Source organism: Hallella multisaccharivorax DSM 17128 (genome assembly GCF_000218235.1).
Classification (GTDB): Bacteria; Bacteroidota; Bacteroidia; order Bacteroidales; family Bacteroidaceae; genus Prevotella; species Prevotella multisaccharivorax.
In genome coordinates this window covers 2,302,805-2,324,118 of the sequence record NZ_GL945017.1, presented here as the reverse complement: position 1 = coordinate 2,324,118, position 21,314 = coordinate 2,302,805, and the positions used below count along the sequence as shown (strand labels likewise).

Here is a 21,314-nt window from a genome sequence, read left to right as displayed (position 1 = left end):
CGGCTGTGTAGCCGTTGCTTGTAGCATCGCTCATGTTCCGGAGTTCGGTTAATCCCGTTTCTTTAAAATAAACATGCAACTTCTTTTTGAAGACCTTGTCTTCATTATCCAATGTCTTTTTAACGTTTGCTACGTCAAAAGTAATCGAGTACACCTGGAGGCAAAAAGGAAACTTGCCAATGTAATTAATGCGTCGTTCTGCTGTTTCATGATGCAAAGGTAACAATAAAAAGCAGTGCCAGCAACACAAAGATAGGTTCTTTTCGTCAATTTATACCCACTGGAAATATCTTATGCGCCAAGAAATCTCAAGTCAGGAATTCGAAGAAGATAGAAGAACTCAAAGATTATATATGTCGCAAGTCCCCCAACTTAACATGCTATGCGTTGCGCCATGAATTGAAACTCCGAATTTCAAGTAACCGTGTAGAGAAAGCTAATGACTTAGTCGTGGCAATGCGCCAAAAGCACAACGGCATGGCATGGTCAGAAAAAGGGAGCAGTGCACTTGCCGTAATTACCGCGTCAATGATTAACGGAGAAATCGAAGAATGGATCACAAAACAGAAAATCAGCTATCGTATGGTTGGATGATGGGATTTTCAACCGTACAGCTCGAAAAAATAGATGTTATTACAGGTAATTTGATTCAGTAGTTAAGCTTTATGAAGCGTGAAGACATTTTAAAAGGAGATTTGCCTATTGTTCTGGTAAAACTCTTGGAGTTAAGAAAACATTTAGTCAAGACCGGGAATCATGAATTTAAGATAAATTCCTTAAGTTTCCTTGGTCATGATTTCATGAGTGCAAAGAATGTGCCGAGGCTCGAAGAGATAGATTACAATCAGTGTATTCGATATCTTAAAGTTATTAACTTTCCTCACTCTTCTAAGAATCTAAGATGGAATATCGAAATAAATGGGAAAAGAGTCCAAATAAGGAGTCTTAGTGACAACACTCGTGCTCTTATTAACCATACCAATAGGGCAAAGTTTTGTACAATATGCCAAAAAGCAGGCGTTGATATAAAAATACTTGATGATATCGTCGATAGGTATTGGGAGTTGAGAACTCTCGGTATTATTAGCGAAGATGTGTCTATGGATGATGAAAATTATCCATTTCGCAATCATCGTAAGGAATTAGAGAAGCTGTTTACTTGGATTGCTTTTAATTCTCTTACAGATGTTAAAGATATAACTGACGGTGACAATGGCTGTGATTATATCTTAGACTATAGAGATCCTGTGGATACTACGACTTGGAATATCTTTGGAAAGAAGGATTATATAAAAGTTATTTATGACCACTTGGTGTTTTCGTTGCGAGATAATAAAGGAATGCCAAGGGGGTATACCCCTTACTCAAATGAATTTGATCCGAAAATTAAGCCATGGGTGCGTCTGAGAAACAATCGGTTCAAAGGTGCTCTTCATATCCGAATCAAAGGAATGAGTACAGCTGATTCAACTGTAAAATATTATATCAATAAGTATAAGGAAGAAATTACAAAGATAAAGAGCAATAATAATGAAGAAAGAGACGAAATACTGATAAAAATTTATTTAATACGGTGCAGAATGCATCATCAGTCTATAAATCTCAATGGTGAGATGACTCAGATTTCTGTATTAGGCAATACACCTTCTGAATGTTACAATGATTTTTCAGAGGAAATAATGCAAGAGACACACTGGGATAATCTTGGCTCCAATCCTTCAATACTTCTCGCATTGTGCCAAAATGCTAATGTAACCAAGGCTCCGTCAAACTATAAAGCGGATGTATTTATTAATGGAATAGGAATATCAATAAAATCAAGAAGGTCGGCACCTCCATCCATCATAAATACCACTTCAAGAATTGGCATGATGAATGCTATAACAACTCTTAATGATATTTATCGGAAGGCATTGAAAATAAATCCATTGGACTCAATGGTACAGGATTACTGGAATAAGCGTCTTGCTAATATCATTAGTGAAGATGTGAAGACTTCCGATCTGAACTGTCCTTTCGTGTCCTTTCTGTCCGAAGAAAAAAGTAAAGAATATCTCAAACCAATAATAAACTATTTCTGTTTCGATGGAACAGGACAAGGTCTCTCTCCCTATCAAGCGAAATTAGTATTGGTTTGCACTGACCCTCAAGATAGTTCAACATGGGATTACTATGATAAGGATACTTATTGTGAATATATTTGGGAAAAGCTGATATTCTCAATTCGCTCCCAGCGTTCGGAAAATGCCTTGGCTCTTCCGAACAATCTACCTTAGGTACGCCATCTTATGATTGACGGAAAGGATAAAGTTTATGGATTGTTGAACCTAAGAGTAGGTAAGTAATAATAATAAATATGGCAGAGCGAAAGTTATGGACACGTGGAGAGTATCTTGTCGTCTTCAACCTCTATCTAAAGACACCATTTGGGAAAATGTATAGCACAAATCCAAATGTGAAGCATATCGCCGATCTTATTGGGAGATCTGCTAACTCAGTTGCTTTGCGTTTAGTAAACTTTGCTTCTTGCGACCCGATTTTACAAGCTAGAGGAATTAAAGGCATGCAAGGCGGAAAGAAACAATGTCAGCCGTATTGGGATGAGTTTACTGCTAACAGAGAAAAATTTGTCTTTGAAACAGAAAAGGCGTTGGCGCGATATGAACATACGACAATAGAGATCGTATACAAGAAACAACTCGATGAGATTCCCGCTGATATCGTAGGAGAGGAAAGAATATCAGAGATTAGGCAACGTGTGAATCAAGATGTATTCCGTAGAATTGTTTTGGCTAATTATGATGGAAAATGTGCTCTAACCGGCATTGACATCCCTGAACTTCTTATTGCCAGCCACATCATTCCTTGGGCAGTCAAGAAGGAAACTAGATTGAATCCAGAAAACGGCATCTGCTTATCAGCTCTCTATGATAAAGCTTTCGATCAAGGTCTTATCACCTTTACAGATGATTATAAGGTCATCCTTTCCATGAGAATCAAGGAAAATGTAGGTAAGACATATTATGCGGATTTCTTTGAGTCCATAGATGGCAAGAAGCTCTTGATGCCAGAGAAGTATTTTCCCAATAAAAATTTTTTAGAGTATCATCGTGATGTAATCTTTGGAAGATAAAGTTTCATAATATTTACAGCTAATAAAATAATGAAGATATGGACGAAAGAATTTTACTTGTAGTGGGCAATGGATTTGATCTAGACCTCAATTTGCAGACTAGTTATACAAACTATAGTGAGAGTGATTATTTTAAAAACTTAGTAAACAAGAATCACGACAATGTAAATAAGTTCGGAGAAGATTTTGCCATCGATTTATCTGAACTTCTATACGAAGCATCACAATCACAGAAACAGTGGTTCAATATAGAAGAAATAATCTATTCATGGTTTTTGAATGAGAAGACGATTGGCTACTCTGAAGAAAAAGTAAAAATAGAGAGAAACTTTTTCAACGATCTTAGAGTTTCTCTTGCAAATTATCTATTTGAAGAAGAGGAGAAACGAGATGTTAAAAAAGATAGTGTGGCAGCAGAGATCTTAAAATTATGGGCCGCATCTTCCTACAATAAATATACGGGTACATTTGATATTTTCTCTTTTAATTACACTTCCATTAAGAAGCTGCTAGATAAGTTAGGATTCTCTTTCATGAAAGATAAGAACAGAAATAAAATTACCCATATTCACGGTTCCTTAGATAAAAGAAACATTGTGCTTGGTTGCGATAATTACAATATGACATCTAAAGTTAATCCTAACACAACATTTGTCTTGAAATATAATATGATTCATGAGTCTAATCATTTTGTTAGAATGCTGAATGCCGCAAATTGGGTTATAATTTTTGGTCATTCTATGAATCCTATGGATTTTAAACATTTCAAATCTTATTTTGAGATGTTAGCTGAGACTGGAGAATCATTTAACAAGAATCTTACAATAATATGTAAGAACGAAAATGATGAACAACAAATTAAGGATAATATAGAAATGCAAGGAATTAGTGTAATTTCTATACTTGACAGAATTAATCAATATCAGTGTTTTTACACTTCAGATCTTGAGGATGATAATTCAAAGCAAAGAGGAGAATTTACAAATTTCATAGATCAAATATATGAAATGAGAGATATAAAGAAGTAAAAGTCCCCCAAAGTATTAAAATTGGCATCATGGAAAGGAAACCTTCAGCAAGTGGAGAATGAGGGATCGTACAGGGGCATCAAATTCGTGCAGGCACGTCGTATAGCCAGATTCGTGCAGCATTCTCACACTCGCTGATTCAAGCAGGCGGGCTGTTAGCTTTCGTAAGGACACCTCAGAGATGCGCGCGCATTGAGGGACGAAGTTCGTGCAGAACAGTTGACCGCCTACAGGTAGGTTTCCGTGTGCAAAGGTAAGCATATCTTTAGTTTCTCACAACGGCCAATTGTGCACATTTTATTATAAGAGTAATAAAAGTCGATTAGGGCGGTCCCATAGATAGTTTTAGTTCATGTAAATTATGGTTCATAATATTTAGGAGTAATCACGATTCCATCAATTTTTTTTCTTATCTTTGCAAAGTCAAGTAGGAATGAACAATGAGTGACAACGCTAAAGATATAATGAAGAAGGCGCTTGACCTTCTCAACAACAATCAACTAGAAGAGGCACGGCCACTTCTGGAAGAATACATCAAGCTCTGCCCGGAGGAATCCGAAGGGTGGCGCTTGGCAGCTCAGGTAGACCTCAACTCCTTTCACGATGTTGACAAAGCCTATGATGAGCTCATTGAGGCATTACGTCTTTAGCCTAAGAATCTGTGGGCGTTGCTGCTCATGGGCAACATGCTGCTCAACGAGAAGAAGAATACTGAGGATGCACTGAAGTACTTCAATAAGGTCTTGGAGTACCATCCGGATAACGCCGTTGCTCTTGCGAACATAGGCGTTGCGATGACGAAGCAGAGCAATTACGACGATGCCATCATCTTCTTCGCTAAGAGTATCAAGGCCGACAGCAAGTATGCCAACGGTTACCATGGCCTTGCCCTATGTTATTACAACTTACAGGACTATCAGAAGGCTTTTGATATTTCCCAGGATGGATTACATAAAAGTGTAATGAGTCCAGAGAATCCGAATGTATACAGTCAGCTGTGTCAGTTATCCATCAACTCGGCACAGCATATCGTCAAGAATACGGACTATTCGGAAGTGAGGAACTCTATCATTGATGAACTTGAGAAGAACGATCATCTACCCATTGAGCAGAAGCGGGATGATTCGTTGCCTGTTTCTGCCGAGTTGGTGTATGGTCCGATCCATGGTCAGTTGAAGCATGTCATTCTGTATAATCCGGAGAAGCCATACTATGACCATCTTTGTATTCATGAACTTATGCACCTGAAGCTGCTGCAGCGGAACACCAAAGAGGGAAAAGGCAAAGTATATACTCAGACCAATAAGCAGAAGAGGAAATTCATAGCTAGGTATCATGCCTTCTACAACAACCTGTTCAAAGACCAGGCAAAAGAGCAACAGGAAGAATTCGAGCAACAGATCTGTAACGTGATCGCCATGCAGATACTGAACTGTCCGCTTGATATATTCGTGGAAGACTTAATATACACCCACTATCCACAGTTGCGCCCAGTCCAACTTCTTTCCCTCTTGGCAGAGGAACAAGACGATATCAATGCTGCTCAACCCGAGGTTACTCGTACTTTCCCGAAGGAGGTTAGTCACATAAACAAATGCATGAACGTCTGTAAGTCGCTTCACTTCCGTCAGTTTTATGGCATCAACTTGCTTAACCGCTATCATGCCTCTAAGGATGAAGCCAACATCGCCAAGGATCTGTATGATGAATACCGAGAGTATGCCAAGGGCTTCGGTCCAGGTGAAGAGTACGACTTGGTTCAGTACTTCGCCGACACCTTCGGTATGTCCGATTATGTCACCATTCAGGACGAGCATAAGTTCATGGGCGAATATGAGAAGAAGCAACAGCAGAACAACGATGAGCATCGTGATGACTATGCGGATATTCAGAATGCCCGCTATTCTTTGGAGCATCAGGACGGTGCTGATCCTCAAGAGACGCTCATGATGTCCATGTACATGGAGGTCGCCATGGATCATTGTGACAAGATCGGTCCTAAGGGAACCCAGCAGCTTGCCATGGAGTGTGCCCGTCTCGGACTCGGTGGCATCAACCCAAGTAAGGAATACACCGTCCACTATGTCTCTGATAAGCAGAAGCTCAATGGCTATCAAGTCATCGCCTTCTACTATGTCAGCATGGCCCGTGCCTTCCCGAAACTGCTCTCCGAAATCGGCCTACCCTACACCAAGGCGTATGAAATGGCATTGAAGAAGTACAATCAGAAACATTAAAAGTAGTAAAGCAATGTCTAAAATATGAGATACAAATATTGTCCTAATTGTGGGGCCAAACTTTCATTAAGGGAAGCAGGTGACGATGGTAAAGTACCGTATTGCGATCATTGTCAGAAGTATTGGTTTGATACATTTTCCGATGCTGTTATTGTCTTAGTTTATAATGAGAAGAACGAGATAGCTCTTTCTTGAAAGATAATGTAGCAGAACTTCAGACCAGTTCTATTATCACCAGAGGCATCACGTCATGGGATGAAAATTCAATTATCCTAAGAAACAAGGCCCTGGCAGATAAGATTATCTCTTACTGGAAATAAGTAAAGGTAATCTAAAGGAAAGAAATGGTGACTAACATACGTAGTCACCATTTCCGATTTCCGGCAGACAAGCTAAGAAATAATTTTATCCGTTTAATTCAGTTGAACAGATGGTAGTTATCTTTGCAGTGTTATTTAAAAGTAACGGCAATGTATAACAATTAAATCTGTTCACTGATTATGAGAAAAGTATTTTCTTTCATGCTGCTTATAGCAGCGACATTGACACTGGGACTTCTTTCATCATGTGGAAGTGATGACAATGGTCCCTCCGATTCCATTCAGTCTTTTACGGCTGACAATGTTGTCGGATCTTGGATGATTACTGAGGTCGACGGCGACAGTTTCAAGTCTTTCAAAAAGGGTGCTGTACTTACTTTCAATAGTAACGGAACTTGCAGTACTGGCTTCTATATGGAGGATGCTTACAAGATTCAGGATGGTAAAATTTACACTTACTACGCTGAGACGGATGAGCCTATGTACATTTATACACTTGTTTCTGGGGATGCGTCGAATTTGACGGTTCGGGTTGGAGGCACCCTTGATGAAAGTGACATGTCGATAACCATTAAACTTCAGAAGGTCTCCAGTAGTGTTGAGTCACAGCGCATCCATTTCATGAGTGATACAATCAATATCAAATATGGGGCCAGCAAACTCATTGATACGGATAAGCCATTAGGATCTGTTCAGTTGAGTATCAGCGATCCATTCGTCTCTACTATATCGGTTAATGGAACTGAAGCAACCTTGAATGCAGTGCATGTCGGAGAAACTAAGCTCTACCTGAAGCAGACATTGGATGGTCGAGATTATAATGATTCCTGTCTCGTAATTGTATCTCCAAAGACGTCAGCTTATGGTTTTGTCTTGGAGAAATTAGGCGCAACAAAAAAAGAGGTCATGTCTGCAAATGACGAATATTATCAAATGGGCCCATCTGTTGGTGGCTTCGATGGAGTAAATTATTCCTCAGGTCACAAGGGAGACTACTATTACGAATTCGATTCCAATGACAAACTGGTTGCGATTAAGGTAAAGTTAGGTAGAAGTCGTTACAGCTATGATGATGTGGTAGAAAGTCTCTTGGAACGATATGAATACGAGAGTGGCAGTCAGAACGTAAAGTGGTATAAACATGAAGACGTTATGATGGTAAGACTGGAGAAGACTGCTTCAGAGATATTTATTTGGTTTGCAAAAGATCCAGAAGTCATGTATAAATATTTTCCTTGGTAATAACATTTAATTTCAAAAACTATGGATAAGATTAATGTTCAAGAGTTTCTCAAGTTGGCTAAGCCTGTTCTGAAGACACAATACTGTATTGAAGCTGGCTGGGATGGAGACGCGCTGAAGAATGTCATTCAAGATCTCGAAGTGGGAAATGATGATGACATCACCAATACCGTAGAGAACCTTATCTTCTCCGATGAGACAAAACCTATTCCCATTGAGCTTCAGAAACTGGCCCATTACACCTATGGTATCGCTATAGAAGATGAGGATCCTAACATGATTCTGAATTATGGATCGCTGTATTACAACGGACGTATCGGTGTGCAGGACTTTCAGAAGGCTGAGAAATATTTCCTGATGGCCGACTCTCTCGGCCAATCGTATGCCCCGGATTGTCTTGGTTATATCTACTACTACGGGCGAACAGGGAAACCTGACTATGAGAAGGCCTACAAGTACTTCTCAAAAAGTGTATTACTCACGAAGAGTCCGAATGCCATTTACAAGTTAGGAGATATGTATCGTAATGGATACTTCGTCACAAAGGATGAAAAGACAGCTTTCCGTTGCTATCAACAGGCTGAGCGCATTATGAAAGCTCGTCAGAAAAATGATGATGAGGATGGTGAAGGTTCCTTCTACATCGCCAACGAAACCCCGGACGTTTGGTTCCGTCTTGGAGAATGTTATCAAAAGGGTATCGGAGTAGATGAAGATATCTATGAGGCGCTGAGGTACTATCAGAAAGCAGAGATCGGTTTCATGAAACAGGTGCAAGAAGGCAATTTCATGGTAAAGAAGATGCTGAATCGTACGATCAAGCAAGAAGAAGAAGTACGCAGGGTACTGCTGGATGAAATGCCGGAGATGAATTGGGCAAAAGAGTATACAGGGTATAAAACATTATAGATGAATATTCAAGGAGCAACTCAGTTGAAAGGGTGAAGTTGCTCCTTGAAGAGGAAATCATTCGCCAGGTCTTTCAGACTGATAGATAGCCAACAGTCTTTCTACGCGAGATTTGAGTTTCCTCCTCAGACTGACGGGCTTCATCACCTCCAGGTCATCGCCATAAGCAAAGATTGTCTGCTCCAGTTCATAATTCCAACTCACGTCTATAGAGATGATGGCACCTTCCTCGTTCTCCGAGACAAGCTGTTGGGTATGATGAAGAGGCTTAGTGAGGATATAGGGGAGCTCAGATGAGGATACCCATATCTCGATATGCTCTATAGGCTGGTCGGAATAGTTAGTGACACCGATGATGTTGTCAAAGTAATGATTGAAGTCAACATTGGTTGCCTGGTAAGTCTCGTCCGGCTTAACCTCTACACCATGAATTCTGTCCAGTGCAAAGGTATAGATGTCTGGCTTTCCCTTGTAGGATGCCAAGAGGTACCAACGCAATCCATATTGCTTCAGATAATAGGGACTGATGATATTGCTTGTCGGCTTACCGTCTGCAAATCGTCTGTAGTCAATGTCAATAACCTGTCGTTTTGTGATGGCATTCAGAAGAGCCTCGAAAGGTTTCATCGCATTCTCGTTATACGAGTCATCGAAAGCCACAGTCGTAGAATCGTCAGCAAGTACAGCCTGATCGAACCTTACTTCAAGCTGTTCCAACCACGGGAACTGTGGCATTCCCTTGAAGCGCCGGAAGGTTGAAATCATGTTATGAATGGCAGCTATATCCTCTTTCGACAGTCCCCTTTTGAAGATTGAGAATCCTGGTTCAGAATAATAGTAGACGAATTGTCGGCCACGACGCTCTCTTCTTATAACGTCCTTACCCTTTCTGTACCACCATTTGCTGTTGATCTCATTGATGTCGGCAGCGAAGGTAGCTCGGGAATGAATATTCTGCATACCGCGCTTATCCAGTTCTCGATTAACGGCATTCATCAACTGCTCGCCAGTGTACTCGTTACCGCCAGAAAGCAGTCGGTCTATAATCATTTCCCTTTGGGAAAACTCTTTTGATTGTGGCATAACAAATATTTTTTGCAAAAATACGAAATTATTTCTATCTGTTTGAATAGATTGAACAATAATTTGCTAAATTTGCAGAAGAAAAGATAAATATATTAAGACTAAAAAAATAATGAGAATCTATTTCAGCCCAGAATATTCCGGATACTGCTATTTAAATGCAGAGAAGGAAAGTGTATTCTTTGACACTGACGTTGTCAATGTCGACGGACTTCTTAACCTATTGGAGCTTCACGGAGGTTACCATTGGGTACAGGATGACGAAGCCACCCGCGTAGTCAAATACTTCAGTGCCATGACAGAATACATGTCGAAGCACCCCAAGAATGAACTCAGTGACTCTTTTGACAATGACGGACTCAGCACAGCCCGTGCATGTCTTCATTGGCGCGACCTCCTCGTAATGGCTGGCTGGTCAAGCAGCCAGAAAAGCTCGAGAGGAAGAATAGAGGTCCTTAGCGGTATCGAAGCTTTTTTCGACAGTCCCGGTCTGGGAGAACACATGCTGACAACTATCAAGCACATTAAGAGCGGTTGTACGTTGCCTGAGGATATGGAAATCATTCTCCCTTGCAACAAGACTCTTCTGCATCCAATGACCCAGTCCTTGTTGGATGCGCTGGAGGAAAGAGGCGTGAAAATTCAGACGATATCAGTTCCTAAAACGGAGAATGAAAGCGATCTCAACACCGTAAAGTCTCTTCTCTCAGAAGGATTATGCTCTGATGACAAGCTTAAAGGGGATGGTTCCTTCAAAATCTATTCTTTCCCCACGATTCAGGATGCCTTGCTAAGAATGTCACTAAAGGACATGGATCACTTCGATGTGTGGATCAATGCTGATAACAAGACTATGGACAATATGCTCTATATGGAAGGACAACCGGTAGCAGGTTCTATACTTTCCAATAGCTTCCCACTCTTATCGCAGATCTATATCATCGGTCTAGGCATGTTCCAGAAGCCATTGAACCTCAACAACCTCCTGGCTTGGCTGCAACTTCCCGTCAGCCCTATACCTTGGTCAACTCGCAAAGAATTTGTAGATACGATTGTTCGTACTGGTGGATACTACAATGACGACTGCCGTAAAATATATGAAGACCTCACCAAGAAAGATGAGAAATTGAAGGACACTCTCGATGCTTTTCTGCCTCCATTGAAAACGCCGGACGACGTCCTGGCCGAAGCGAATGTCGTTAATGTTGAAGAACTGAAAGACTTCAATACGGCAGTCAGTTCATGGCTTCGACAGCGTGTTGTCTTACTGCAGTCTCAAGGAAAGTCAATCGAGGCGGCGCAGGTATCAGTAGCCTCGCATCAGGCAGAGGCTATCGGCTTGTTGCTGTCAGACAGCCATATCGGCAATGCCATCTCCTACAATCGCTTGCAAGGCTGGATGAGCAGTCTCTATACACCATCTTCATTCGTACAGTATGAAGCTCAGAAAGGCTGCCGCAATGTTATCTCTTCTCCGGGAAAGATGATCTCACATTGCCAATCAACAGTATGGATGAACTTTAATGGCACAGATCCTGTGAAACCATCTTATTCTTTCCTCTCGCCAAGAGAAAAGTCAGAGATGCCTGAACTGAATATCTGGTCTGAAGAGAATGAGCGCAGGTATAATAATGCCATGCAGTTACTGCCCTTCCTGTTTACAGATAAACAACTCATACTTGTAGCCTGCGAAAGTGACGGAACACAGGCCTTGCCTAAGCATCCCTTCATCATCCAATTAGAAAACACGTTCAAGAATGTAGCTAAGGAGCCTTTGACGCTAACACCTTCTATTCCTGAGGAGTTGAAGGTTGATGTCAACAAAGTGGAGAACGGACTGCCTGAGAATACCGAGTTCACTATTGAACATGGGAACAAGTTGAAATGGCCTACAACCGAGAGCGCCACTTCCTTGGGCACATTGATTCAGAATCCCGCCGACTATGTCATCAACAACCTTCTCCATATTGATGCTACGGGCTTGGCGGAGATGAATGATGTCAGCCGTACGAAAGGTAATGTCGCACATGCTGTCATTGCCACACTCTTTGATCATCATAATGATGTCCCGGAAAGTGGTACGTATGACTATATCACCGCACAGGTAAAGAGTAGCTACGACAAGGTATTCAATGATACCATCCTCGCTGAGGGAGCTATTCTTTTGCAGAGTGAGAACCGTGTGGAGGCAAAGATTCTCAAGGACCAGCTCCGCCGCTGCATTCTTCGACTCTTGCATATCATCCAGATAAACAATCTACATGTGGTGGCTTGTGAAAAGAAGATCTATAGTGAGAATATGAGGTTTGCCCCAAACATCAATATTATCGGATTCCTCGACATGAGACTGGCGGACGCTAATGACGGACAATATATCTTCGACTTCAAGTGGAGCCGTTCCGATGGATATATCTATACACTGCAGGAGAAACGCTCCATTCAGTTGGCACTCTATGCCGAGCTCGTCAGAAAGGAGATCAATCCGAATGTTGTGGCGGAAGGCTATTTCCTGATGCCGCGCGGAAAACTCTATTCCACCTATGATTTCGCTCCATGCGATGAGTTCGAATTGGTAGAGTTAAATGAGAATGCTCCGGCAGACTCCACTATTGATATGCTCCGCAACTCCTATGCCTATCGCCGCCAGCAGATAACTGAAGGCAGCATAGAGGTTGGTGAAGGACAAGCTGTGGAGGCTCTCCTATATGGCAAAGATATGGAAGACAAGCATCTTCTTCCGCTTTCCGCCGATAATGGTAACAATAAATACGGAAACGGATTCAGTGACAACGGACTTTTGAAAGGAATAGCAAAATGAAGAATATCAATTATATCAGTGCCGGCGCAGGATCCGGCAAGACCTATACGCTGACCCATCGTCTGGCAGATCATATAATAAAAGGTGATGTCAAGCCAGAGGAAGTGATCCTTACTACGTTCACCGACAAGGCAGCAACTGAGTTCCGTGAGCGTGCCAAGGCCGCGCTCAATGAGGAGTATCGCTTTGATGAAGCGGGACGACTTGATCTTGCTGAAATCGGTACTGTTCACAGTATAGCTTACAAGATGGTAAGTAAATACTGGTATATACTTGGTCTGAGTCCACAGCTGAAAGTCATGGATGAGAATGATGTCAACTTCTTCATCAGCCAGTCACTTGCAGACCTTCCTACGGATGAAGAGATACGTTTCCTCAATGACTTCCGACAAGAATTCGATATACAACGGCGAAAGGATTATGGCTTCGGATATATTTCCGACTATGATTATTGGAAGAATTATCTGACGAAGATCGTGGAGAAGTCTGTCATCTTCAATGTGAAGGACTTTACTCAAAGTGAGGATTTTTCTGTGAAGCAAGTACATGATCTCTATGACGACACGAAGGCGATTAGTATGCATGAGCAGTTCATTAAAATCATGTTCGGCCTTGCATCACGCTGGAAGAGCAGATATCATGATTACAAGCGTGAGCAACATACGCTCGACTTCAATGATATGGAACAGTACTTTTTGGAACTTCTCGACAAGAAAGAGGTAAGCAGCGATATATCCAGTTCCTATAAGTATCTATTTGTGGATGAGTTCCAGGATTCGTCTCCCGTGCAGGTGCAGATCTTTGACAAGTTATCCGACCTTATGGAGAAAAGCTACTTTGTCGGTGACTTTAAACAAGCCATCTATGGTTTCCGTGGAACCGATGCAGCCTTGACGGAGGCAGTGTCGAATATTATCAGTCAGGGAAAGAACGGCTGTAAGATGGAGAAACCGCTTGACACGTGCTGGCGCTCACAGCCCAATATCGTTCGTACAGTCAACAGCGTTTTCGTTAAGGCGTTCAATGCCCTTACTCCGGAAGCCAAAGCGCGTATAGAGCTGAAGCCGTGTCAGCCGATGCTTGATAATGAGAATGATGACTGTCTGACTTATCTTGATTGTGGATTGAATGCCTCTGACAAAACAGGTAATATCATTCACTTGGCCCGTGATATCGCTTATATTGTTGCCCATGGAGTTAAACCGACCGAACTTGCAGTGCTCGCACGCAGTAATGGTGAGCTTGATGAACTCGCCAGTAATTTGTCAGATTATAAATTACCGGTTATGCGAGATGGTGGATCCATTGCTGAGTCGAAAGAAACAACATTACTCTTTGCAATGCTTCGCCTGCTCTCTAATCGGGGTGACCAGTTGGCCAAGGCAGAAATAGCATATATCACGGAACAAGGCTATAGCATAGGCCGCATCATTGACAAGAAGATTCTCTTTGACGATAACAAGGATGAGCATAAAGGCAACTTCCTTGACGATATACCGATGGTTGCAAAATTGCTGAGTCGTTACGACGAACTCCATAATATGTCTGTGACCACACTTGTTGAGACCCTTGTACTGGAGTTTGATTTAAAGAATCTCTCCCGTAAATGGGATAAGACATCCGTGGCATATTCTAACTTTGATGCTATCATCGCCTCTGCCAAGACCTACGAACAGCATTGTCAGCAGATGACACTGCCGTCAACCATTGATGGCTTCATGCAGTATCTCACTAACCAACCTCCTGTTCAGGCTGGAGATATCAATGGCATCAGGCTTTTCACCTATCATGGAGCCAAGGGCTTGGAGTGGAACCATGTCATCGTTATGTCGCTGCAGAACGACGCTGTACTGGAACGTACGATGATTCAAAAGAACTTCTATGGCGTTTCCGCTTTTCACGAGGTTGAGCCCAGTAGCGTCAATCTCTATCCACCCATGACCATCAGTCTGCTTCCGTGGATTTACGGAACCAAACAGACCATTCAAAATACAGATATCAAGCGTAAGATCATTGCATCCAAACGTTATCAGATAACGCTCCGTAATGAGATAGAAGAGAACAAGCGACTGCTTTATGTAGCAGTTACCCGTGCCAAAGAACATCTCTATTTTGCAGTATTCAGCGGTTCACGAATGAAACATCCTTTGCAACGTTTTGAGACATCAGGCATAACCGTTGATACAGATGCTGATGGAAAGACTTCAATAGACTGCCTGCATACAGGTATTTCCTTCCGTATCATAGAGTCAGAGATAGAAGAATTCGCAGACAATCATCAGGCGGAGTTGACCTATCCCGCATCACACGAGTATGAAAAGGCTATTAAGATTGCTGCGGACGCATGTCAAGCCGAAAAGCGTGATGTGCTGCCAAGTTCGGCAGACTCCAAGCCAGGTGCTGTCGAACTGGTGACGGAAAAACTTCCACGTATCCGTCTAGGCAAGATTCGAGACAATGAGATGGCTGAGACTGGTAGTTGTATCCATCAGATATTCTGTTCCCTTGACCGGCATAAGGAAGATGCAGATCAGTTCATTACTCAAGTGATTAATGAATGGAATCAAAATGTTCAACTCCCCGATAGGAATGGCATTCTCGTCGCTTGGCAGAATCTTACAGACTGGCTCAACAAGCAGTACGGCAAGCCGATAAAGGCCTATCATGAACTGCCTTTCAAGCATTTCGCCGATGGACAAATTATTACCGGCAATATGGACTTGGTTTGGAGGACATCCAAAGGATGTGTCCTCGTTGACTACAAAACTTTCCCGGGAAAATCTGCGTTGGCCCTGCAGCCTGGTGAGCACTATGCCGGTAACTATAAAGGACAGTTTGACTGCTACACCCATGCTCTTGAAGCAGCTGGTGAAACGGTCCTTGCAAGATACGTCTATTATCCCGTCAGTGGAATGGTGGTGAAAATTTAGATAGATAGAAAGTTCTATTGTACTGATAGAAAATTGAATAAAATTTATTCTGTTTAATTAGATTGAACGATTTATTCTTAACTTTGCAGCAGATATTAATTAAGTAAAGCTTATGAAAGTATTGCGTGTTTTTTCACAAGATGAAGTTATCAAGGACTTCCAAGACGGTAAGGTTACTTCTTTAGCCGTCGAAACTGTGCCGGTCTCCTACAAGCGCTTTGTGGAGACCGATAGTGAGGGGAATGTAGAGCTCGATGAAAATCAACTTGCCATCGCTATCCCGTATGATCAGATGATCATCAAGACTCTTGAAGGGCAGTACTATACTGCCAATATTGCAAACATCAACGTATCAGTTGATATGGTGTCAGAATTGGATAAAGATGGCAATGCTGTCAACAATGAGGACGGAACTCCTCATCTCATTCCTTCAGTTCTTCTTTTCAATAGTAAGAGATGGCCCCAGTATGTCGTAGAGTACACATTATCTGAGATTAAGCCTTCTGAGCCATGGTCATTGCCAGAAAAGGCGAATGCCAAGGTAATCATTCCTGAGAATTGGGATGATTATAAATATGGCAAAAGCGGACAGACGACTATTCCCATGTTTGAGAAAGCCGCAACTCTGAATGTATCTGTTGATGAGCAGATGAAACTTATTACTAAGTTCATTCCCCACTACTTCGACAACTGGACCGACAAGGAGAAAGAAGGTTTTCGTCAGGACCTTGATTCTTTTTACAATACCTTGACGGAACAGACAACGGTAACAGATCTGCCCACAAGTATTGATGAAGCTGCAGATTTCTATGAAGCTTTGATGCAAGTGATTGATCCTTCATTTCGTACAAGTTTAGGTTATAATATGATAGCCAGTTTGAACTTGTACGCAATGATTCCAGAGTACTTCATCCCCAATCTCTTCATCACGAACTTCATCGCCCTGCAGCGCTTCTTCGATAAATATGACCTTGATTTGCCGGAGACTCCTAAGCGCTCTAAATGGAGAGAACACGTGATGTACTATATGCAGCTCTGCCGTATATTATATCAGTTCCGTATTGACAATGATTTGTCACCGGCAGAATTGTGTGCGTTGATGTATGACTATGCACAGAGACGGGCAAATGATGAATCCACTCCATTACCTGAGCCTGCTCAGGCTTGGTTGATCGGTGGTTCAAGCAGTGAAGGTGAGAAGAATGCTACCTATCGTTTCTGGCAGTCAAATCCGGATACAAAGAAGGGTGATATTCTGATACACTATGAGAAGTATCCAGTAAAGGCTATCACTGCTGTCTGGCGTGCAGAAGAAAATGGTATTATTGATCCATTCTTCTGGGGATACTCCAATACTTATGCTGGACATAAGATAGATGTACCTCATATTACACTGGATGAACTGAAAGCTGATGAATTCTTTAAGAATCCAGACTCTCCTGTTGGAAAGCTCATCAACAAGAACTTTCAGGGTGTAAATGGATGGACTGTAAGTGGTGAGGACTATCGCCACCTTCTAAGCATCTGGCAGCAGAAAGGATTTGATATCAGTAAGCTTCCACACCTGTATGCCCCTGAACTCCCTAAAGGCATTGTCATTAAGTTAGAGAAGGATGTTTCCAACTTTCTGCTTCGCCCGATGCTTAATTCCATGGGATGGAAGGAGCATGAGGATTATGAGCCAGAAGTGCACTTCAAGGCTGGTCGTGGTTCGGCAAAACGCCCAGACTTCTGCCTTCATATCACCGGTCAGGGTGAGGATGTAGAAGCAAAGGTTATCTTTGAGTGTAAGCTCTACATGAAGAATAGCAAGGAGATTGAGGCTAACTTCACCCAAGGTCGTTCCTATGCAAGGTGGGGTAATGCTCAGATCCTTGTGCTTTGCGACAAGCAACAGCTCATCGTCTACAAACGGAAGAATGGATCGTTTGACCGTAACAAGTTCGAGACATTCTACTGGAAGGATGTAATGGGAGGTAATCCGGACAAGTTTAATGAACTCAAAGAAATATTGAGCTAAGGCATTACTAGCAAGTTGAAGATAAGATTGGGCTTATGAATCAAATTGATTTAAGTGACAGCGGTACTCGCTTCTTCATTTCCGGTCTGCAAAACAGAAACTGGGATAGTTTGGTGGACAAAGCCTTCACCATCATTGTTGATGGCAAACAGCAGACAGTCAAAGTACTGTCTGCTTATACGAAGGATGCAAAGGACATAGACTGTAGTGTCTATGTTACGGCTTATAGTTTGTCTGGTATATCCGTATGGACTTCAGAGAGACTGTTGTATGTCAACCTCCCCAAAGTGACATCACGTTATGATATTGACTTGTGCTATAATGGTCTGAAATACATTGCTAAGCAATATCCTAAAGCTAAAATTCAAATGCTGGTAGAAGGATCTTCAGATTCTGATGATGCGACTATTCAAGAGGCTGACCTATCAGCAGAAGCCACTAAGCACGCTTACACTGTACCGTCTGAGACATTGAAGAAGCTGATCATTTCGTCTTCAGAAACCGTGATACTTCCTGGTGTACGTAGGAGTATGGCCTTTGCTCCGAAGTTCTTCCAGACAGAATTGAAAGACAGGAGCGATGAGGAGAAGGTGGAGATGATACTTGATGCCATGATTGATTTGCAGTGGCTTGGTGAGGTAGAGCCTCGTACCGACTTGAAGACCTTCCTGATGCGTTGGAATCCTGAAATTTCCAATTTCAAGAAGAAGGATTACAATGAGTTGCTTAAAGCCTATAACCAGGGCAAGGAAGTAGGCTTGAGTTGGAGTGTATATGATTATATGCAACTTTCTCCAGGTGATGAGTGTTATATGATGTGTGTTGGAGGCAAACATAAGGGAATTGTGCTCCATGGCATCATCAACAGTTATCCTCTTCCCGATAAAGACTGGTCTGGTAATGGTCGGAAGACTTTCTATGCCAACATCATTATTGATGGTATGGCCCCTCTGGAGAAAGGTGGGATTATCTCTGAAGAGCAGTTGAAGGAGAAGGTTACTTCTTTCTTTGATTGGGGCAAGGGACATTCTGGAGTCGTACTTAACCGAGAGATTTCTGATCGCTTGAATGAAGTTATTGATGATCTCGTTTATGAAAGAAATCAAGAAGAGAAAGATACCCTATACTTCAATGTCGATAAGGATACTTTTGAGGCAGCAAAAAATGGTCTAATGGACCATGTGACCGTCAACCTAACCGAAGAGAATAAGGAAAACTTCATTGTTGCTCATGAGGATGGCATTGCCCTCAATGTGAAAGAACTTCCCATGTATAGTTATGGTGCATACCTGTGCAACGAAGGAAAATTCCCTTATGTTCTGAATCCCATCAACAGAATCCATCTGTCTTGCAATGATAAGAACATTGAGGTTAAAGTCAGGGACATAACAACGGAAGCGACAAACCGCTTTCGCTTCGACGATGAACAGAAAATGCCGATGTCTGATCCTCAAGGAAAGGGGTGCATGTGGAAGATCACGTATCATTTCTAAAAAGTTATTCAAAAAGGTTTTATGGAAAAATTTTCTTTTACTATTCATACGAAGGATCTTAAGCACGCTTTAGATTTGCTATCTCCATTCAATAAGCCGCATGAAACCGAAGGAAAAAACCCCTCTCTAAAAGATACAGGTTTTTATTATGGAGACAAGGTTTCTTTTGTCTTTGATTCTGGGTCTGTACATTTATATATCCTCAATGGTAATAGTGAATTTCGTGTAGAATATAAAATATCAGCTCATTGCGATAACAATAAGCTCGCATTCTGTATCTTCGTAGAAGATTTACAAAGAGTAGTTGATACTTTTCATTGCGAAATATTACGTTTCGTTGAGGTCGAATTATTTGGCTTTCGAATAGTAGATGGTGTGACAGGTGAAGAACTGTCTTATATTCGTGCTTATTCAACACTTTTTCAAAAGGATTTCTTGGCAGATGATAAAGATCTTTTTTATAATAAGGTTTTGAACATTCATAAACACGAAAGAACGGATCTTTATCAACATGTTGCCAATCTTAATATCGATAAGTTTAAAAGAACGCTTGAACTTGGAATTAAATTTTGTTCGCATAGCATGTTTGGAATTCAAGAGGATATTTGGTATTCTATTAAGAATTCTATGCTTACTTTCTATGTGAATAATTTTCTAATTTTGATATCGGAGAGAAGTCCTATTACTGCTCAGGCAAATTGCTGTATTAATATGTCTTGTGATATCGCAACTCGACTATTACAAGCAATTTCGTGCTTGAGAGGAACATGCTTTGATTTGGCATACCGCCAGGGTAGATTTTGCTTATCTTGCAAAGATGAAACAGATAGCTCTTTTACATTAGAGTTATCTGTTTCACCAGGTATTCCAGATATATCTAAGATATGTTGTATAGAGACAGTGAGTAATCAAGCAACAATCAAGAGTAGAGATGTTAAATTTGAAATATCGAGAGCAAAAGAATTGGGTTTGTTCAAAAAAGCTGATCCATCTTGCCCCAATAACTTTATTATGCACTTTTCCAATGGCCATGTAAATTTCTATTGGAATAATACAGAAGATCGTAAGACACTATATGAATCTTTTGAAACCATATAGTAATGGAAACTTTGTAGTATGCTTACGTGATTATTGTTTTGAAGAGATAATGAGTGAGATTAGTTCGGATATTGTAAAGTTCTATCTAATTAATAACCAGTATCTCTATGTGCTCAATGAAGACGAACCTCTGAACGGTTTTGTTGTAAGGGCAATCAAGGTGTCTAATGATATTTCGTATAGGCTTTTAGCAGAAGGTGATGATGTGATGAGTCGAATCCATAAAATGTAAATGTATTCAAATGCCTAAAATCTTGTTTTAGACCAAAATATTTTCTTATCTTTGCAAAATGAGAGTTTTTAGTAAGAACCAAGAACAATGAGTGACAACGCTAAAGATATAATGAAGAAGGCGCTTGACCTTCTCAACAACAATCAACTAGAAGAGGCACGGCCACTTCTGGAAGAATACATCAAGCTCTGCCCGGAGGAATCCGAAGGGTGGCGCTTGGCAGCTCAGGTAGACCTCAACTCCTTTCACGATGTTGACAAAGCCTATGATGAGCTCATTGAGGCATTACGTCTTTAGCCTAAGAATCTGTGGGCGTTGCTGCTCATGGGCAACATGCTGCTCAACGAGAAGAAGAATACTGAGGATGCACTGAAGTACTTCAATAAGGTCTTGGAGTACCATCCGGATAACGCCGTTGCTCTTGCGAACATAGGCGTTGCGATGACGAAGCAGAGCAATTACGACGATGCCATCATCTTCTTCGCTAAGAGTATCAAGGCCGACAGCAAGTATGCCAACGGTTACCATGGCCTTGCCCTATGTTATTACAACTTACAGGACTATCAGAAGGCTTTTGATATTTCCCAGGATGGATTACATAAAAGTGTAATGAGTCCAGAGAATCCGAATGTATACAGTCAGCTGTGTCAGTTATCCATCAACTCGGCACAGCATATCGTCAAGAATACGGACTATTCGGAAGTGAGGAACTCTATCATTGATGAACTTTGAGAGAACGATCATCTACCCATTGAGCAGAAGCGGGATGAT

The 21,314-nt window shown here is 41.5% G+C and carries 16 protein-coding genes; 15 read left to right on the top strand and 1 reads right to left on the bottom strand.

Going from position 1 to position 21,314, the window contains the following annotated elements; all coding sequences use genetic code 11:
- Positions 1–665: 665 nt before the first annotated feature.
- The 8 genes from PREMU_RS10015 (at position 666) to PREMU_RS14190 (ending at position 8,869) form a co-directional block, all read left to right on the top strand.
- Positions 666–2,276: a hypothetical protein gene (locus PREMU_RS10015; protein ID WP_007575043.1), complete on the top strand. Its 1,611-nt coding sequence runs from the start codon at positions 666–668 to the stop codon at positions 2,274–2,276.
- An 80-nt stretch (positions 2,277–2,356) separates the two neighbouring features.
- Positions 2,357–3,133, top strand: a complete 777-nt coding sequence (locus PREMU_RS10010; protein ID WP_007575041.1) for an HNH endonuclease — start codon at positions 2,357–2,359, stop codon at positions 3,131–3,133.
- 38 nt (positions 3,134–3,171) lie between these two features.
- Positions 3,172–4,161, top strand: a complete 990-nt coding sequence (locus PREMU_RS10005; RefSeq protein ID WP_007575039.1) for an AbiH family protein — start codon at positions 3,172–3,174, stop codon at positions 4,159–4,161.
- A gap of 440 nt (positions 4,162–4,601) precedes the next feature.
- Complete coding sequence (locus PREMU_RS10000) at positions 4,602–4,811, top strand: tetratricopeptide repeat protein (RefSeq protein WP_007575014.1); 210 nt, start codon at positions 4,602–4,604, stop codon at positions 4,809–4,811.
- 27 nt (positions 4,812–4,838) lie between these two features.
- Positions 4,839–6,398, top strand: a complete 1,560-nt coding sequence (locus tag PREMU_RS14195) for a tetratricopeptide repeat protein (RefSeq protein WP_007575033.1) — start codon at positions 4,839–4,841, stop codon at positions 6,396–6,398.
- A gap of 24 nt (positions 6,399–6,422) precedes the next feature.
- On the top strand, positions 6,423–6,593 hold the full coding sequence (locus tag PREMU_RS14635; protein WP_007575031.1) for a zf-TFIIB domain-containing protein: 171 nt from the start codon (positions 6,423–6,425) through the stop codon (positions 6,591–6,593).
- A 305-nt stretch (positions 6,594–6,898) separates the two neighbouring features.
- Entirely contained in the window at positions 6,899–7,960 is a 1,062-nt protein-coding gene (locus PREMU_RS09990) for a hypothetical protein (protein WP_007575029.1), read from the top strand.
- 21 nt (positions 7,961–7,981) lie between these two features.
- On the top strand, positions 7,982–8,869 hold the full coding sequence (locus PREMU_RS14190; protein WP_007575027.1) for a tetratricopeptide repeat protein: 888 nt from the start codon (positions 7,982–7,984) through the stop codon (positions 8,867–8,869).
- A 57-nt stretch (positions 8,870–8,926) separates the two neighbouring features.
- Here the strand turns inward: PREMU_RS14190 and PREMU_RS09980 are convergent, their stop codons facing one another.
- Positions 8,927–9,952, bottom strand: a complete 1,026-nt coding sequence (locus PREMU_RS09980) for a helix-turn-helix transcriptional regulator (protein ID WP_007575025.1) — start codon at positions 9,950–9,952, stop codon at positions 8,927–8,929.
- 112 nt (positions 9,953–10,064) lie between these two features.
- Here PREMU_RS09980 and PREMU_RS09975 point away from each other — a divergent pair, with 112 nt between their 5' ends.
- The 7 genes from PREMU_RS09975 (at position 10,065) to PREMU_RS09940 (ending at position 21,275) form a co-directional block, all read left to right on the top strand.
- Positions 10,065–12,770 carry a PD-(D/E)XK nuclease family protein gene (locus tag PREMU_RS09975; RefSeq protein WP_007575023.1) on the top strand — a complete coding sequence of 902 codons (2,706 nt, stop codon included), beginning with the start codon at positions 10,065–10,067 and terminating at the stop codon, positions 12,768–12,770.
- Positions 12,767–15,700, top strand: a complete 2,934-nt coding sequence (locus PREMU_RS09970; protein ID WP_007575022.1) for a UvrD-helicase domain-containing protein — start codon at positions 12,767–12,769, stop codon at positions 15,698–15,700. The genes PREMU_RS09975 and PREMU_RS09970 overlap by 4 nt, the downstream gene beginning before the upstream one ends.
- Before the next feature lie 112 nt (positions 15,701–15,812).
- Positions 15,813–17,720, top strand: coding sequence for a hypothetical protein (locus tag PREMU_RS09965; RefSeq protein ID WP_007575020.1), 1,908 nt, complete (start codon positions 15,813–15,815; stop codon positions 17,718–17,720).
- Between the two features lie 35 nt (positions 17,721–17,755).
- Positions 17,756–19,213 (top strand): hypothetical protein, encoded by a 1,458-nt coding sequence (locus tag PREMU_RS09960; RefSeq protein WP_007575018.1) that lies wholly within the window; start codon positions 17,756–17,758, stop codon positions 19,211–19,213.
- A gap of 21 nt (positions 19,214–19,234) precedes the next feature.
- Positions 19,235–20,311, top strand: a complete 1,077-nt coding sequence (locus PREMU_RS09955) for a hypothetical protein (protein WP_007575016.1) — start codon at positions 19,235–19,237, stop codon at positions 20,309–20,311.
- A 319-nt stretch (positions 20,312–20,630) separates the two neighbouring features.
- Positions 20,631–20,840, top strand: a complete 210-nt coding sequence (locus tag PREMU_RS09945) for a tetratricopeptide repeat protein (protein ID WP_007575014.1) — start codon at positions 20,631–20,633, stop codon at positions 20,838–20,840.
- A 27-nt stretch (positions 20,841–20,867) separates the two neighbouring features.
- Positions 20,868–21,275 carry a tetratricopeptide repeat protein gene (locus PREMU_RS09940; RefSeq protein WP_007575013.1) on the top strand — a complete coding sequence of 136 codons (408 nt, stop codon included), beginning with the start codon at positions 20,868–20,870 and terminating at the stop codon, positions 21,273–21,275.
- Positions 21,276–21,314: the final 39 nt, after the last annotated feature.

What these genes read in the sequence shown, in the direction of transcription:
- PREMU_RS09955 (WP_007575016.1), top strand. Translation starts at nt 19,235, where the DNA reads ATGGAAAAATTTTCTTTTACTATTCATACGAAGGATCTTAAGCACGCT.
- PREMU_RS10000 (WP_007575014.1), top strand. Translation starts at nt 4,602, where the DNA reads ATGAGTGACAACGCTAAAGATATAATGAAGAAGGCGCTTGACCTTCTC.
- PREMU_RS14195 (WP_007575033.1), top strand. Translation starts at nt 4,839, where the DNA reads ATGGGCAACATGCTGCTCAACGAGAAGAAGAATACTGAGGATGCACTG.
- PREMU_RS14635 (WP_007575031.1), top strand. Translation starts at nt 6,423, where the DNA reads ATGAGATACAAATATTGTCCTAATTGTGGGGCCAAACTTTCATTAAGG.
- PREMU_RS09975 (WP_007575023.1), top strand. Translation starts at nt 10,065, where the DNA reads ATGAGAATCTATTTCAGCCCAGAATATTCCGGATACTGCTATTTAAAT.
- PREMU_RS09965 (WP_007575020.1), top strand. Translation starts at nt 15,813, where the DNA reads ATGAAAGTATTGCGTGTTTTTTCACAAGATGAAGTTATCAAGGACTTC.
- PREMU_RS09945 (WP_007575014.1), top strand. Translation starts at nt 20,631, where the DNA reads ATGAGTGACAACGCTAAAGATATAATGAAGAAGGCGCTTGACCTTCTC.
- PREMU_RS14190 (WP_007575027.1), top strand. Translation starts at nt 7,982, where the DNA reads ATGGATAAGATTAATGTTCAAGAGTTTCTCAAGTTGGCTAAGCCTGTT.
- PREMU_RS10015 (WP_007575043.1), top strand. Translation starts at nt 666, where the DNA reads ATGAAGCGTGAAGACATTTTAAAAGGAGATTTGCCTATTGTTCTGGTA.
- PREMU_RS09970 (WP_007575022.1), top strand. Translation starts at nt 12,767, where the DNA reads ATGAAGAATATCAATTATATCAGTGCCGGCGCAGGATCCGGCAAGACC.
- PREMU_RS10010 (WP_007575041.1), top strand. Translation starts at nt 2,357, where the DNA reads ATGGCAGAGCGAAAGTTATGGACACGTGGAGAGTATCTTGTCGTCTTC.
- PREMU_RS09990 (WP_007575029.1), top strand. Translation starts at nt 6,899, where the DNA reads ATGAGAAAAGTATTTTCTTTCATGCTGCTTATAGCAGCGACATTGACA.
- PREMU_RS09980 (WP_007575025.1), bottom strand. Translation starts at nt 9,952, where the DNA reads ATGCCACAATCAAAAGAGTTTTCCCAAAGGGAAATGATTATAGACCGA.
- PREMU_RS10005 (WP_007575039.1), top strand. Translation starts at nt 3,172, where the DNA reads ATGGACGAAAGAATTTTACTTGTAGTGGGCAATGGATTTGATCTAGAC.
- PREMU_RS09940 (WP_007575013.1), top strand. Translation starts at nt 20,868, where the DNA reads ATGGGCAACATGCTGCTCAACGAGAAGAAGAATACTGAGGATGCACTG.
- PREMU_RS09960 (WP_007575018.1), top strand. Translation starts at nt 17,756, where the DNA reads ATGAATCAAATTGATTTAAGTGACAGCGGTACTCGCTTCTTCATTTCC.